The 15,361-nt window shown below is 71.2% G+C and carries 13 protein-coding genes; 7 read left to right on the forward strand and 6 right to left on the reverse strand.

Annotated elements, in window-relative coordinates:
- Positions 1-195 precede the first annotated feature (195 nt).
- Positions 196-1,062 (reverse strand): MauE/DoxX family redox-associated membrane protein, encoded by an 867-nt coding sequence (locus tag OU416_RS40015; RefSeq protein WP_270932323.1) that lies wholly within the window; start codon positions 1,060-1,062, stop codon positions 196-198.
- Positions 1,056-2,942, reverse strand: coding sequence for an ABC transporter ATP-binding protein (locus tag OU416_RS40020; protein WP_270932324.1), 1,887 nt, complete (start codon positions 2,940-2,942; stop codon positions 1,056-1,058). Before OU416_RS40020 ends, OU416_RS40015 begins: the two co-directional genes overlap by 7 nt.
- A gap of 280 nt (positions 2,943-3,222) precedes the next feature.
- Here OU416_RS40020 and OU416_RS40025 point away from each other — a divergent pair, with 280 nt between their 5' ends.
- Together OU416_RS40025 and lanL are read left to right on the forward strand one after the other, a co-directional pair.
- Positions 3,223-3,393: a hypothetical protein gene (locus OU416_RS40025; RefSeq protein WP_170210387.1), complete on the forward strand. Its 171-nt coding sequence runs from the start codon at positions 3,223-3,225 to the stop codon at positions 3,391-3,393.
- Positions 3,394-3,474: 81 nt separating this feature from the next.
- Positions 3,475-6,024, forward strand: a complete 2,550-nt coding sequence (lanL, locus tag OU416_RS40030; RefSeq protein ID WP_270932325.1) for a class IV lanthionine synthetase LanL — start codon at positions 3,475-3,477, stop codon at positions 6,022-6,024.
- A 45-nt stretch (positions 6,025-6,069) separates the two neighbouring features.
- On the opposite strand, the gene OU416_RS40035 is transcribed toward lanL, so the two are convergent.
- A complete protein-coding gene (locus OU416_RS40035) occupies positions 6,070-7,560 on the reverse strand; it encodes an MFS transporter (protein WP_270932326.1) in 1,491 nt (496 codons plus the stop codon).
- 402 nt (positions 7,561-7,962) lie between these two features.
- Here OU416_RS40035 and OU416_RS40040 point away from each other — a divergent pair, with 402 nt between their 5' ends.
- The gene (locus OU416_RS40040) at positions 7,963-9,528 is read left to right on the forward strand and encodes a succinic semialdehyde dehydrogenase (protein WP_270932327.1); all 1,566 of its coding nucleotides are present in this window, start codon (positions 7,963-7,965) and stop codon (positions 9,526-9,528) included.
- A 23-nt stretch (positions 9,529-9,551) separates the two neighbouring features.
- On the opposite strand, the gene OU416_RS40045 is transcribed toward OU416_RS40040, so the two are convergent.
- Positions 9,552-9,854, reverse strand: a complete 303-nt coding sequence (locus OU416_RS40045; RefSeq protein WP_333779688.1) for a hypothetical protein — start codon at positions 9,852-9,854, stop codon at positions 9,552-9,554.
- A 70-nt stretch (positions 9,855-9,924) separates the two neighbouring features.
- Here OU416_RS40045 and OU416_RS40050 point away from each other — a divergent pair, with 70 nt between their 5' ends.
- Positions 9,925-10,506: a peroxidase-related enzyme gene (locus tag OU416_RS40050; RefSeq protein WP_270932328.1), complete on the forward strand. Its 582-nt coding sequence runs from the start codon at positions 9,925-9,927 to the stop codon at positions 10,504-10,506.
- Between the two features lie 7 nt (positions 10,507-10,513).
- Here OU416_RS40050 and OU416_RS40055 read toward each other — a convergent pair whose 3' ends face one another.
- A complete protein-coding gene (locus OU416_RS40055) occupies positions 10,514-10,948 on the reverse strand; it encodes a hypothetical protein (RefSeq protein ID WP_270932329.1) in 435 nt (144 codons plus the stop codon).
- An 84-nt stretch (positions 10,949-11,032) separates the two neighbouring features.
- A complete protein-coding gene (locus OU416_RS40060; RefSeq protein ID WP_270932330.1) occupies positions 11,033-11,527 on the reverse strand; it encodes a MarR family winged helix-turn-helix transcriptional regulator in 495 nt (164 codons plus the stop codon).
- Positions 11,528-11,615: 88 nt separating this feature from the next.
- Between OU416_RS40060 and OU416_RS40065 the strand changes: the two genes are divergently transcribed.
- The 3 genes from OU416_RS40065 (at position 11,616) to OU416_RS40075 (ending at position 15,328) form a co-directional block, all read left to right on the forward strand.
- Positions 11,616-12,350: an SDR family NAD(P)-dependent oxidoreductase gene (locus tag OU416_RS40065; RefSeq protein WP_270932331.1), complete on the forward strand. Its 735-nt coding sequence runs from the start codon at positions 11,616-11,618 to the stop codon at positions 12,348-12,350.
- 443 nt (positions 12,351-12,793) lie between these two features.
- The gene (locus OU416_RS40070; protein WP_270932332.1) at positions 12,794-13,867 is read left to right on the forward strand and encodes a tryptophan dimethylallyltransferase family protein; all 1,074 of its coding nucleotides are present in this window, start codon (positions 12,794-12,796) and stop codon (positions 13,865-13,867) included.
- A gap of 87 nt (positions 13,868-13,954) precedes the next feature.
- Positions 13,955-15,328, forward strand: coding sequence for a tryptophanase (locus OU416_RS40075; RefSeq protein ID WP_270932333.1), 1,374 nt, complete (start codon positions 13,955-13,957; stop codon positions 15,326-15,328).
- Positions 15,329-15,361 lie beyond the last annotated feature (33 nt).

The raw sequence follows: 15,361 nt of genomic DNA on the forward strand, positions 1-15,361 counted from the left end.
GCGGATACCGGGTCATCCCCGTGACATAGAGCCAAAACGGGGCTGTGGTCCGGATGTCAAGCCTGAAACCCCGAAGGGGCGGCCGCCAGGCCGGGCTTGACATCCGGACCACAGCCCCCACAATCCAACAAACCACGGGGATGACCCCCACCACAACACAACCAATAAAAGCCCCAACCACCTCGAAAACCCCGCTCAAAGCCCAACATCACCAAGCAAGGCCGCCAACTTCTCCGACCGATCAGCACCGCGATGCGCCAACACCACACCCGACGCATCGGTGAGCACAGCATAGGGCGGCCCCGGAACACCGTTGACCTCGAAAACGTCCGGCCCGGTCACCAGCGGAAGGTCAACCCCCTGCGTGGCGAGATACCCCCGCACCTCCCCGACCTCCCCGGAGCTCACCAGCACCACCGGCACCCTGCCGGCGACCGCCCGGAACTCGGGCAGCATCACCCGGCAAGCACCGCAGACCGGCGAGATGTAGGCGAACAGAACCCGGTCACCACCATCGGCGAAGGCCGAAACGTCAGTGCCGATCTCGAACCGCATTCCCACCACCGGCGCGGACGGGTGCACGTCCAAGCGCGAGACCAGCGCTGCAACCCCGAACACGATCCCGGCGAGGATCGCGGACCCGAGCAGCTGCACCGACGCGAACGGCACGTGCGCACCGAATCCGGCAAACACCGCGAGCACCAGCAACAACCCAGTGCGCGTCAGCGAACCCGCACCAACCCGTTCCGAGGTCTGCAAGCAGCCGCAAGACACCCGCATCCCGCGGCGCAGCACGCTGCCCATACCGATCAAGAAAGCGCTGAACAGCACTGTCGCGAGCGCTGATCCCAAGATCCGCGTCGGAGGCACCACCAACAGCACGGCGCCCAGCAGCTCGGCTCCGACCACCGCCCGCGCACCTGCCGGAACCAGCCGATCGGGCAAGATCCGGTAACCGGCGACAGCGTCGGCGAACCGGTCCAGGTCGCGCAGTTTGCCGACCGCGGCGAAGGCGAGCACTCCCGCCACGGCCAGTGCGGCCGAGGCCGACCAGGTCAGCACGCCGAACTCGGTTCCCGGTACGCAGCCGCTTGGAGCTCGTAGAGCTGGGCGTAGCGGCCTCCCGTGCGCAGCAGTTCGGGGTGCGTTCCCTGCTCCACGACGCGTCCGCGGTCCAGCACGTAGATGCGGTCGGCGTAGCGGACGCTGGAGAGGCGGTGCGAGATCAGCACCACGGTGCGGCCTGCCGCGTGGCGCCGGATGCGCTCGAACAGCGCGTGTTCCGCGCGGGGGTCCAGCGCCGAGGTCGGTTCGTCGAAGATCATCACGTCCGCGTCGCGGTAGAAGGCGCGGGCTATCGCGATGCGCTGCCACTGGCCGCCGGAGAGATCGTGGCCGCCTCGGAACCTGCGGTCCAGCAGGGTCTCGTAGCCGTCGTCGAGCCTGGCCAGCACCGCATCGGCTCCCGAGGCGCGCGCCGCTTCGGCCATCCGCTCGTCGTCGCGGGGCCGGCCCATCGTGATGTTCTGCGCCGCGGTCAGCGGCCAGCGCGTGTGGTCCTGGGCGATCACCGAGATGCGCTCTCGCAGCGTGTCGCCGTCGACCTCGGCGAGGTCGACCGCGTTCCACCGGACCGTGCCGGAATCCGGTGCGTACAGACCTGCCAGCAGTTTGGCCAGCGTCGTCTTCCCCGAGCCATTCTCCCCCACCAGCGCCACGATCTCACCGCGCTCGACCGCCACGCTCACCCCGTCGAGCGCGGGCGTGTCCACTCCCGGGTACGTGAAGTGCACCGACTCCGCCCCGATGCGGCGGAACGGGTCGAGCCGGGCGGCGCGCTCGGGCGGCGCGAAGCGCTCCGCCATCGCGCAGAACTCCAGGTAGTCCCCGAAGTAGAGGCCGGCCTCGTAGAGCTTGTTCACCGATTGGACCAGGCTGGTCAGGGAGGACTGGCTCGCGCGGATGGTCAGCACCGCGGTGCCCACCACGGCCAGCGGCAGGAACCCGAACGCCAGCATCAAGCCGAGCGTCCCGTACACCGCGGCGAGCGCGACGCCGCCGAGCAGGTCACCGGTCATCCGCGTGGTCGCCCGCTGCCAGGCGACGTCGAGCTCCACCCGCTGCTCGTACTCGGCGATGCGGTCGTACTCGCCGAGCAGGAAGCGGCGCAGCGTGAACGCCCGGACCTCCGCGGCGGGCGGCCGCTCGGCCATCAGGTCGGAGAGCAGGAACTTGCGCCGCCGCGCGGTGGAGACCCGGCGGAAGGCCGCGTAGCGCATCCGCGCCGACCGCAGCGCCGCCCAAGCGTCCGGAACCGCTGTCACCAGCAGCAGCGGCATCAGCGCCGGGTGCAGGATGCCCAGCGTGACAGCCGCCGAGAGCACCCCGATCGCACCGGTGAGCACGTTGACCGTCATCTCCACGACCGTCGCCGAATCGGGCACGCCGTTGTCCCGCGCCCGCTGCATCGAGTTGTGGAACTCCTCGTCGTCGAACGCGGTCAGCTCCACCCGGGTGGTCAGGCGGAACAACCGGGTCTCGGCCAACCGCTCGACCTGCGGTTTCAGCCTCTCCTGCGCCCAGGCCGCGACCGCCAGCATGCCTGCCCGCAGCGCGGCGGCCGCGCCCACCAGCAGCAGTGCGGGGATCGCCGCGCGGACGCGGTCGGCGGTCGCGCCCGCCGCGAACAGCGATTCCAGCACGTCGTTGGTGGCGAGGAGCCCGAACGCGGTGAACAGGCCCGCCAGCACGGTGAGCACCAGCGCCGCCGCGGTGTCGGTGCGGCTGGCCTGCCAGGCGACCCGGATCGCGTCGCCGACCAGCGTCGGCAGCCGTCGCGCGATCGCCCCCAGGCCCGCGGACAGCAATTCCTCGTCGTGCGCCTGCCAGTACGGCACGACGAGATCGGCCGGCTCGGCCGCGGCGCTTCGTCGCCACCTCATCCGAGTCGACCGGTTTCCGGACATCTTGCCGGGCAACGACTTCGCGCCATCACGTTCGAGAAGTTAATCCAACCAAGGGAGATCTGTAAACCGGTGTTGTTCCTCCGTTTGGCCCTAGGTCTGCGAAACCCGGTGTGCCAACAATGCCAAGGGGTTGCACTGGGAGCGGACTGCGCAGTGGGGAGCGCGGAATCCCAAAAATGTTGGTGCGCTGCGAAATCCACCGCCACCGCGGCAACCCGTGACGTCCCGCCAGACCGGTGGGCGAGAGAGGAGCATCATGCACACCCTGCTGCTGGAGCCGCGTGACGCGGGAACCGTTGAGATCGAGGACGTTTCGGTCGACTTCGAGGTCGACCTCAAGGAGGTCCTGCACGGACCCCAGGCGTGCGTGAACACCTGCAAGCGGACCGTGTGCAGCAGCTGGCCCTGCTGTCCGTCCATCGTCTGACGGGTATTCGCCAACAACGGCGGTGGGAAGTCCGCAGCGGACTTCCCACCGCGTCCCACCACCTCGACCGGGAGCAGCAGGATGCGCAGCACGACCACCGATCTGCCCGGCCTGCTGGCCCGGAGCGCGGAAGCCGCCGGCCGGGAGTGGGCCGCCGACGAAACCTGGGTCAGCGTGCGCGATCCCGGCGCTGCGGTACCCGATCAGGGCTGGAAGCTGCACATCTCCGCGCGACCGGGCACGTTGGAGCGGACCGTCGACATCGCCCTGCCGCTGCTGCTCGCCCACGACTGCGACTTCAAGGTCGCGCGCTCCCCCGAAGTGCTGCGGGAGCTCAACTCCGGCGACGTCGACCCGGCCACCGTCGGCAAGGCGATGACCGTCTACCCGCCGCAGGACGACGTGGTGCGGCTGGGCGGTCTGCTGGCCGAGGCGCTGGCCGGGATGACCGGTCCGCGGATCACCAGCGATCGCCGCATCCGCCCCGATTCCCCGGTGTACTACCGCTACGCGCCGTTCCGCCCGCAGTACCGGGTGGACGACAACGGCGATTTCGAGCTGGTGGTGCTCGGGCCGGACGGCACCGCGCTGCCGGGCGCGGCGGGCCCGGAGTTCAGCTGTCCACCGTGGGCCACTGATCCGTTCCGCCCCGCCGAGAACTCCGCCGCGCCGGGCGCGACCGTGCTCGGCGGCCGCTTCCGGCTGACCTCCGGCGTGCTGCGCGGGCCGCGCGGCAACGTCTACCGCGCCGTCGACCCCGATGGCACGCAGGTGGTGGTCAAGGAGGCCCGCGCCCACGTCGGCGAGAACGTCAACGGCATCGACCTGCGCATGCAGCTGCGCAACGAGCGGCGCATCCTGCAGGCGCTGGAGGGTGTGGACGGGGTGCCGCGGCTGCTCGACCACTTCCGGCACGGCGAGGACGAGTACCTCGTGACCACCGATGTCGGGACGCGCGACCTCAACCGCTACGTCGGCGAGCAGACCAGGTTCTTCGACGACGCCACCAGCCCCGACCGGGACCTGGGGCGCTTGGCCTCGCGGCTGGCCGATGTGCTCGCCGCGGTGCACGAGCGCGGCGTGGTGGTGCGCGACCTCTCGCCGAAGAACGTGGTCCTCGACGACGAGGGCCGCTGCACGCTCATCGACTTCGGCAACAGCCACTTCGACGGATTCCAGCTGCACGGCTGGACGCGCGGCTACAGCGTGCCCGACCAGCACACCGACCGCCCGGCCGAAGCGAGCGACGACTACTTCTCGCTGGGCGCGACGCTGTTCTTCGCCGCGACCGGGATCAACCCGATCGGCGCCGACCCGGACCCGGCGCGCAACCTGGAGCGCACGCTGCTGTGCCTGGAGCGGCTGTACCCGGACGCCACCGGCGTGCGCGCGCTGATCCCCGGGCTGCTCAGCCTCGACCCGGCCGAGCGCACCGCGGCGTTCGAGGCCTTGCGCGCCCGTCGCACCGTCCGCCGCGGTCAGCGGCCGAAGGCACCCGAGATCACCCCCGACCTGCTCGAATCCGTGCTGGCGCACACCGTCGGCGAATGCGTGGCGGCGGCACGCGAGATGGCGGCGCAGCCGACCGAACCCAGGGGCGCGGAACCGCCCAAGACCAACGTCTACAGCGGTTCGTCCGGTCTCGGCCTGGAGCTGCTGCACCACGCCGATGGCGTCGACGCCGGGATCGAGCTGGCGCGCTGGACGATCGCCGCGACCCCACCGGCGCGGCTGCCCGCCGCGCTGTACTTCGGGCGGACCGGAAGCGAGATCTTCCTCGCCGCGGCCCGTCGGACCGCTGCGGACCTGCCCGGCACCGAACCGGTCGTCCTCGGCGACGACGAGCGCGCCGACCACATCCACGGCGTGGCCGGGATCGGCGCGGGTCATCTGATCCTGCACGCCTTGGAGCCGGAACGCGGGCACCTCGCGATCGCCGAGGAGTGCGCCCGGCGGCTGCTCTCCGGCCAGGTCCGGGACACCGAGGACTCGGTGCCCGCAGACCCGGAGACCGGCGTGGCGCTGGAGGCCGGTTTCGCCCACGGTGACGCGGGAATCGCGCACTTCCTGCTCGCCTACCACCAGCGCACCGGTGACCCGGCGGCCGAGGACGCCGCCGCGAAGCGGTACGAGGCGCTCGCCGACGAGGTGGTGGAGCTGGTCGGGGTCATGCGACGCCGTCCCGCGCGGGCGATGGCGGCTTCCTGGTGCCAGGGCATGTCGGGCATCTCCTCGGCGCTGCTCGCAGCCGCCCGGCACTGGGACGACGACCGCTACCTGGCGCTGGCGAAGGACGGTGCCCGCGCCTGCCTCGGCTTGGCCCCGCAGGCGTGGGTGGTCTCGCAGTGCTGCGGCCTGGCCGGGATCGGCGAGGCGCTCGTCGACCTGGGCATCGCCACCGAGGACGAGGAGTTCTGGCGCGGGGCGGCGGAGATCGCGGTGCACATGCTCGCCCGCAGCGGCGGCGAGTACGCGGCTCCGGTCTTCCCGGACAACTCGTTGGAGACCTCCAGCGCCCCGTGGTCCACCGGAACCTCCGGTGTCCTGTCCTTCCTCCGCCGCCTGCACCACCGCGGCGGTGCCCGCCTCTGGACTCCCGACTGGACCCTCGAGGCGGCTCAGGCGCACTGATCCACGAGCTGAGGGCGACGGCCGGTGCCGGTGGCGCAAAACCGGCTACTGGCGGGAGAGTTCCCGCTCATCGGTTTCGGCGACGTCGACGGCGAGCCTGGCTTCGCGCTGCCGCCTGCCGATGTACCAGGCTGCTCCGGCGCACAGCAGCGCGAGCACCGACACCGCGAGCAGCACGTCCGAGGCCGAGGACACCAGCCCGGCCAGCAGCAGCGGCCCGCACAAGCCGCCGAGCCGGTTGTAGAGCGACACGGTGCCGGTCGCACGGCCGCGGCCCGCCGAGTCCGACAGGTCGGCCGCGATCGGCAGGAACACCGCCGCCATCGTGTTCACCGAGAACAGCGCGGCGACCAGCGCCAGCGCGCTGACCCAACCCGCCGACACCGCGCCGGACCCGGTCAGCAGCAGCAGGAGCACGGCGGTGGATCCGGCCAGGCCGACCGCCATCGTCACCGGCCCGAACTTGCGGTAGGTGAGCATGAACAGCAGCGCGCAGGGCACCATCACCACCGCCGCCACCGTCAGCAGCAGGTTCGCCGTCTCCACCGGCACCCCGCCCGCCCGGGCCAGGGTCGGCACCCACGTCGTCAGCCCGAAGGTCAGCACGCCGATCAGCAGCGCGTAGGCCCGTTGCAGCCCGCCGGTCAGCGCCTTGCGGTGCTGCGGCCGGACCACGTCCGGCTCGGCGGCCGGCGAGCGGTCGCGGTTCCAGTCCGGGATGAGCGGCGTCAGCAGCACCAGGACCAGCCCGGTCGGCGCGCCGATCAGCCACAGCACCCGCCAGCCGAAGATCGGTTCCAGCCACAGCGCCGAACCCGCGGCCACCAGGTAGCCGACGGCCGTCGCGATCACCGACAGCGCGACCACGACCGAGCCGCGGGAGCGACCGCCGACGGACTCGGTGAGCAAGGTGATCAGCAGCGGTGCGAGGCCGCCGACCGCCACGCCCATCAGCAGGCACATGACCAGGTTCCCGGTGAAGGTCGGCATCGACCCGCACATGCTGGTCGCGGTGAACCCGAGGGTCGCGATCAGGTACGCCGCGCGCCTGCCGACCCGGTCGGCCATGATGCCGAACAGCACCGCGCCGGTGGCCGTCCCGGTGAGCCCGGCCACCGCCAGCAGGGACGCGGTCCCGGCGGTGAGGCCGTACTCCTCGCGCATGCCCGGGATGACGAAGCCGAGCGTGGAGGTCTTGCTGATGTCGATGGTCAGGGCCGCCGTGCCGATCACCCCGATCAGGAGCCGGCTCCGCGGCGAGCTCCGCGTCGAGCTCGCCGCCCGGCCGCGTCCCACCGCGCCGATGAACACCAGCACCAACCCGATGCCCGCGACGAACATCTCCGGCATGTGCGACAGCGGCATCCCCATCAGCGGATCCGAAGCAGCGGAGCGGACCATCGGCATCGGCATCCCGGGCATCGACGCGTCCATCGTGAACGCGTTGACGAAGCCGATCGCCGCGCACACCAGGACGATCGCCGCGCCGAAGCACAGGAGCAGTTTGGCCATCGGCCCGTTGTCGTTGCCTGACACCGCGTTCGCCTCCGGATTCCGTTGCGTGGTCGAGCAGTACTGGTTCTGCCGCACGAGTCCGGAAACCCGTGCGGCAGCGCATCATTTCCCGGAAGTACCCCGGAGCGGGCGGGAGACGAGCAGGATTTCGTGACGGGTTCCGCTCCGTCCTCCTCCTGCCACGATGCTCCAGGCGTTGGCCTCGACGCATCTCGCCAGTTGCTCAGAAGGCACGGCGGCGGTTCGGAGCCGTCCATGACCAATGCCTCCCCGCCGTGATCGATTCACCGCCGGGGCCAGAGCTCACCTGATCGTTCCGCCGCGCCGAGCCCCTGGTGTCCGGGACGGTTCGCTGCCAGAATGGGGCAGACATGTTACTGACGGGTAGAACGTGCCCGACCGCGCGAAACACGGAGGCACCGGATGAGTTCGTCCACCGCCCAAGCACCCGCAGCTGCGCTGGATGCGGCAACTGTGCGGTGGTTGACCTCGGGAATCGCCGCCTCGGGTGAGCCGAGAACCACGACCGCGCCGTTCACCGGCGGGGCGCTGGCGACCATCCCGCAGTCGACGGACGCCGATGTGCGCAGCGCCTTCGCGCGCGCTCGGGAGGCGCAGCGGGAATGGGCGAGCACTCCCGCGCGGGAGCGGGTGCGGCCGTTCCTGCGGCTGGTCGACATGATGCTGTCCCGCCAGGACGAGGTGCTGGACCTCCTCCAGCACGAAACGGGCAAGGCTCGCCTGCACGCGTTCGAGGAGATCCTCGACGGCGCGATGTCCACCTTGTACTACGCCCGAAAAGCACCGCAGCTGCTGCGCGGCAGTCGGCGCTCGGGCGCGCTCCCGGTCTTCACCCGCACCATCGAGACTCCCCTGCCGAAGGGCGTCGTCGCCACGATCACGCCGTGGAACTACCCGCTGGCGTTGACGATGGACGTCGTCCCCGCGCTGCTGGCGGGCAACGCCGTGGTGCACAAGCCGGACAGCCAGACCGCGCTGTCCAGCCTGTGGCCGCGCGCGCTGCTGATCGAGGCCGGACTGCCGCCGGAGCTGTGGCAGGTCGTGCTCGGCGAACCCGGCGACATCGGCGACGCGCTGATCGACGAGGCCGACTACGTCGGGTTCACCGGTTCCACCGCGGCGGGCAAGGCCATCGCCGAGCGCGCGGCCAAGCAGCTGACCGGGTGCTCGCTGGAGCTCGGCGGCAAGAACCCGATGCTGGTGCTCGACGACGCCGACCTGGCCGCGACGGCGAAGACCGCGGTCCGCGCCTGCTTCGCCAACGCCGGGCAGCTGTGCGTGTCGATCGAGCGGATCTACGTCGACGCCGCCGTGCACGACGAGTTCGTCGAGCTGTTCGCCCAGCAGGTCCGCGATCTGCGGCTGAGCTCCGACCTCGGGTTCACCGCCGACGTCGGATCGCTGACCTCCGAGCGCCAGCTCGCCCGGGTGACCGAGCACGTCGAGGCGGCCGTGGAAGCCGGGGCGACGGTGGTCGCGGGCGGCAAGGCCCGCCCCGACCTGGGGCCGTACTTCTTCGAACCGACCGTGCTGACCGGGGTCGTCGAGGACACCCCGGTGTGCCGCGAGGAGACCTTCGGCCCCGTCGTCTCCATCTACCCGTTCCGCAGCGAGGACGAGGCGATCGCGCAGGCCAACGACACGCCGTACGGCCTCAACGCCTCGGTGTTCAGCCGCGACGAACGCCGCGCCCGGCGGGTCGCGGCCCGGATCAAGGCGGGCACCGTCAACATCAACGAGGGCTACGCCGCGGCCTACGCTTCGCAGGGCGCGTCGATGGGCGGCATGAAGGAGTCCGGGCTGGGCCGCCGCCACGGCCCGGGCGGGCTGCTGAAGTACACCGAAGCGCAGTCGGTGGCCAGCCAGCGCGTGCTCGGTTTCGATCCCGCCTTCGGGCTCAGCGGGCAGCAGCACGCCAAGCTGTTCACCGCCGCGCTGCGGGTGATCAAGGCACTGCACATCCGCTGATCGGTCGTGCCCGCGTCCCGGGCTCATCCGCCGGTGACGGCGAGGCGTTGGCGGCGGTGGGCCGCCATGCGGACCGGGGCGTTGGGCACGCCGTAGCGGGCGTGGCCGCCGATGCGCTGGACGAGCTCGAAGAAGATGCGGGAACCGGGCATCTCGGTGCACACGTGCAGGTATTCGCCGTGCTCGTCGCGGTCGTCGAGCACCGAGTTCGCGCGCAGCTGCGCCAGCTTCCGCTCCGAGGTCCAGCCGGGCGTCGAGGTCGTCGCAGCAGGCGGGCGCCAACTCGATGTCGCTGGAGCACGCGCCGTCGCGCCTACTACGGCCACGCCTTCCAGAACCCTCGGCAGTCCGGTCGCCTCATCGACGTGGTGCGGTCGGGGCAATACCGTGCCGGGCATGAACGATGAGATCAGCCGGTTCGGCGCGGTGCGGCTCGCAGACCTTCCCGAGGACCTGCGCGAGCGCATCGGGGCCATCGCGGAGAAGTCCGGATTCGTGCCCAACGTCTTCCTCGCGCTGGGGCACCGGCCGGACGAGCTGCGCGCCTTCTGCGACTACCACGACGCGCTGATGGAGCGCGATTCCGGCCTGACCAAGGCGGAGCGGGAACTGGTCGTGGTGGCGACCTCGGCGGCGAACCACTGCACGTACTGCGTCGTCGCGCACGGCGCGATCCTGCGGGTGCGGGCGAAGGATCCGCAGCTGGCGGACCTGGTGGCCGCGAACCCGTGCGGAGCCGAGCTGGACGAGCGGCGTCGCGCCATCGTCGACCTGGCCCTGTCGCTGACCCAGGACTCAGCGCTGTTCGGCGAGCACGACCTCGCCGCCGCGCGGGAAGCCGGTCTGTCCGAGGACGAGATCTGGGACGTCGGCGCGATCACCGCGTTCTTCGCGATGTCCAACCGGTTGGCGCACCTCATGGCGCTGCGCCCCAACGACGAGTTCTTCCTGATGGGGCGCGTCCCCAGGCAGCGGTGACCGCTGCTCAGCGGCGGGCGCCGGGGCGTCCGCCCGGGCGCTGCTGCGGTCGCCCGCCGCGCGGCGGGCTCCCGGCGCGGGTGGCGCCGCCTCGGGGCGCGCCGCTGCGCGCTGCCGCGGGACGTTCCGGCGGGGCCTGGCGCACCGGGCGGCGGGCCGGTTCACGGCGGGGCCGGTCGTCCAGGTCGTCGAAGTCGTCGCGGCGGGGACGGCGCCGGGGCGGTGCGGCCGACTTGCGGCGGCTGTTCACCCAGAAGTCGAAGCCCAGGATCACCGCGGCTCCCACCAGCAGGATCAGGCTGAGCTCCCAGATGCCCATCAAGAGCACGACGACCAGCGCCAACAGCACCATGGGCACGACGGGGATCCAGCAGAACGGGTCGATCCGGCTCAGGATCCCGGAGTTGCCCGCAGAACCACGGCGGTCCGCGTCACGCGCCATCGAGACTCTCACTTCCACTCTGCTCCCCGGCCGCCGAAGTCTACCGGAGGCGCCGGTGCGGGCTTCCCGGCGGCGGGCGGGTGGTCACTCGCGGCTCATCCGCCCCAGCAGTTCGCGCAGCAGCCCTTCCAGCTGCCGCCGGTCATCGGCGGGGAGCCCGGCGATGAGCTGCCGCTCGCGATCGATCAGCACCTCGATGTCGTGCTCGATCACCTGGTGGCCGTGCGCGGTGAGCTCCACCGCCACGGTCCGCCTGCCGGAGGCCGAGCGCTGGGTCCGCACCAGGCCCGCGTCCTCGGCACGGGTCACGCGCTGCGTGATGGCACCGCCGCTGACCAGGCACTTGTCCGCGATCTCGGCAGGCGTGAGCCGGTAGGGCTGCCCGGCTCGGCGCAGCGTGGCGAGCAGGTCGAGGGTGGCGCTGTCGATGCCCAGCTCGGCCAGCACGCGGCGGCGCTCGTCGGTGATCAGCTTCGCGATGCGCAGGATCCGGGCGATCACGCCGATGGAGTCCACCGCCATGCCCGGCCGCTCCCGCGCCCACTGCTCGACGATGCCGTCCACCGCGTCAGCGTTCATGGGCGCAGTCTAGCCCCGGTTTCTTTAGGCCTAAAGACGAGCTAGCATCGAAGCACATCTTTAGATCTAAACAACTTGGAGGGAACCAATGGCTCGCAACGCAGTCGTCACCGGCGGCGGCACCGGAATCGGCCGCGCCGTGGCCGCCCGGCTGGTGGCGGCAGGCGACCAGGTCGCACTGCTGGGACGGCGCCAGGAGAAGCTCGCCGCAGCCGTCGCCGAACTCGGCCCGGCGGCGCGCGCCGTTCCGGTCGACGCCACCGACCCGGCCGCGATCCGGGCCGCCGCGGCCGAGCTGCCCGACCGGATCGACGTGCTGGTCAACGCCGCGGGCGGCAACACCGACCTGGCCAACGGCGCACCCGCCGCGGACGACCTCGAAGCGCTGCGCACCTCCTGGACGGCGAACTTCGAGGCGAACGTGCTCAGCGCCGTGCTCGTGACGCACGCACTGCTGCCCCGGCTCGCCGATCACGCGCGCATCGTCAACCTCGGCTCGGTGACGGCGCGCTCCGGGCAGGGCAGCTACGGGGCGGTCAAGGCGACGCTGGAACCGTGGACCTCCGAGCTGGCCTTCCAGCTCGGCGCGCGCGGCATCACCGCCAACGTGGTCGCACCCGGCCCGACCGAGGGGACCGACTTCTTCCGCGGCGGCGACTTCCCGGCCGCGCGGCGGGCGTTCGTCGAATCGCGGGCCGCCGACGGCCGGCTCGGCAGGGTCGACGAGGTCGCCGCGCTGGTCCAGTTCCTGGCCTCGCCGGAGGCGTCGCACATCACCGGGCAGGTCGTGCACGTCTCCGGCGGGATGCACCTGGGCCGCTGACCGCCGGTGGGGGCCGATCGCGGACCGATCGGCCCCCATTGACAGTCCGCCGGATTAGGCGGTCCAGACCAGTGAGCACCACCCGCGCGGACGATAACGCTCGATGAATCCCGGAACCCCACCCCGGCAAGCCGTGATGAACTCCGGACAACCTGCCGCAGCAGCAGCCCCGGAAGCGTTCCGGCACACTGCGTGAACAGAGCGGAACGCGTAACAAATCGAATTCCGAACAGGAATCACCGGTAGATCACGAATCGATCTCAACAGGACGCCCGGATTCTGACTACTGGGTGTATCGAACCTGGTCCCGCTACCGCCGAATGCCGCAGATGTCCAAGATCACTCCAGTGGATCTGGCACGCCCGGAACGGGCGTATTAGCGTGACCGCGCCGCACGGTCACCGGCCCGCAACCGGATTTCGAAGACATGGATCGGGGTTTCCATGAGTCGTGTCGATACGACGTTGGGCGAGTTAGCCAAAAGACAGCTGCAGGACCTCTGCGACGTGTTGGGCATCGACCGGATGACACCACCGCAAGTCCTCGGGGAATTGCTCGGCCCCGTCGCCGCCCGCCCGCTGCGCGAACCGCCCCTGTGGCCCTCCGGCGTGGCCGACGACGCCACCCCGCTCGAGTTCTCCGTCCAGTTCGAGGGCTGCGGCGCGCACCGCCTGCGCATCCACCTCGAACGGCTGGCCGAGCAGCCCAGCCCGGCGGCGAACCTGCGGGCCGCCAAGGACTTCACCGAGAAGCTGGCCGAACGCTACGACCTGGCCGTGGAGCGCCTGCACGCCGTGCAGGACATCTTCACCTCGGACGACCCGCAGAGCTGGTTCTCCTGGGCGTTCTCGCTGATCTTCGACGAATCCGGGAACCCGTCCTTCAAGCTCTACTTCAACACCGACATGCACGGCACCGGCGCCGCCCGCCAGGTGGTCACCGACGCTTTCGAGCGGCTGGGCATGTCCAGCGCGGCAGAGCTGGTCAACAGCTACGCCTTCCGCCGCGAGGGCCAAGATCTGCCGACCTTCTTCGCCATCGACCTCGACCGCAGCGCACAAGCCCGGGTCAAGCTCTACTTCCGGCAGCTCAACGCCCGCCCCTCCGACGCCGAGCACACCGCAGCCGCCGTGCCGGGCATCGACAGCAACGCGGTCCGCGAGTTCTGCTCCACGTTGGCTCCCGGCACCGAGCTCTTCAACGGGCGACCGCTGATATCGAGCTACTCCTTCGTCGAGGAGGACCCGGAAAAGCCCACCAACTACAGCCTCTACCTGCCGGTCCGCGACTACGTGCCGCACGACGTGGTGGCTCGCGAACGCGCCGCCGAGCACCTGCGACACCTCGGCTTCGACCGCACGGTGCTGGACAGGTCCCTCGACGCGCTCGCCGATCGCCCGCTCGACGCCCGCGCCGGGCTGCTCGCGCACGTCTCGCTGCGGCTGGCCCCGAACCGGGTCGGCACCTCGCTCTACCTCTCCTCCGAGGCCTACGGCGGAACGCCGGCCAAGGCCTGAGGCGCGCGGACGCCCCGGTCCGCGCGGTCCACCGACTACCGGGCACCTGCCGGGCCCGGTGAACCCAGCACCACCGTAGGGAGCACCATGCCGCACCTCCGGCCCTTCGTCTCCGCCGTCGTGCGCCCGATCCCGATCACCACGCGGGAAGAGCGCATCGCCGAGCTGGACCGCGCCGGCCACAACCCGTTCAACATCCGCGGCGACAAGGTCAGCATCGACCTGCTGTCGGACTCGGGCACCGGCGCGGTGTCGACCGATCAGCAGGCCTGGGCGCAGCGGGCCGACGAGCGCTACGCCGGGGCCGACTCCTGGTTCCGGTTCCGCGACGCCGTCCGCGACCTGGTGCCGCACGAGCACGTCCTGCCCGTGCACCAGGGCCGGGCCGCCGAGCGGGTGCTGTTCGGGGAACTGCTGGAGCCGGGCGGCATCAGCCTCAGCAACATGCACTTCGACACCACGCGGGCCAACGTCGAGCGCATCGGCGCCGAGGCCCGGGACCTGCCCAGTCCGCAGCTGTTCGACATGACCAGCGACGCGCCGTTCAAGGGCGACATCGACGTCGAGGCGGCCAAAGCGGTCCTCGACGGGCCCGACGGGCACCGCGTCGGGCAGATCGTGGTCACCATCACCAACAACGGCGGTGGCGGGCAGCCGGTGTCGATGGCCAACCTGGCGGAGATCAGCGCGGTGGCCCGCGAGCACGGCGTGCCGCTGGTCCTGGACGCCGCCCGGTTCGCCGAGAACGCCTGGCTGATCACCCAGCGGGACCCGGAGTACGCGGACCGGAGCCCGCGCGAGGTGGCTCGGCGGGTGTTCGAGTTCGGCGACGCCGTGGTCGCCAGCCTCAAGAAGGACGGGCTCTCGCACGAGGGCGCGTTCATCGCCGTGCACGATCCCGGGCTGGCCGATCGCTGCGAGGTCGACATCATCGCCACCGAGGGCTTCCGCACCTACGGCGGCCTGACCGGGCACACGCTGGAGCACCTCGCGCAGGGCCTGCGGGAGGTGCTCGACCCGCACTACCTGGCCGACCGCGAGCACGAGGCCAGGTTCCTGGCCGACCGCCTGAAGGCCGTCGGAGTGGAGACGCTGCGCCCGACCGGGCTGCACGCGGTCTACGTCAACGCCACGCCGCTGGTGCCGCACTTGGAGCCGAAGCACCTCCCCGACCACGCGGTCACCTGCGCGCTGTACCGGGAGGGCGGCATCCGGGCCGCGGGCGGCGGGCTGTTCCTGAGCACCTTCGACGAGAACAACGAGCTGCTCACCGCCCCGCCGTTCGAGCTGGTGCGGCTGGCGCTGCCGCGCCGCGTCTACGACCACAGCCACCTGGAGTACATCGCCGAGGTGCTGGCCGAGATCGCCCAGCACCCCGAGCGGGTGCCCGGCTACCGCCTCACCCACAACCCGGAGGTGCTGCGGCACTTCCGCTGCCGGGCCGAGCCGATCCAGCCGTGAGCGGTCGTGGGTGCGGGAGCGCCGCTCCCGCAC

The sequence above is a fragment of the Saccharopolyspora indica genome (genome assembly GCF_027853965.1).
Lineage (GTDB): Bacteria > Actinomycetota > Actinomycetes > Mycobacteriales > Pseudonocardiaceae > Saccharopolyspora > Saccharopolyspora indica.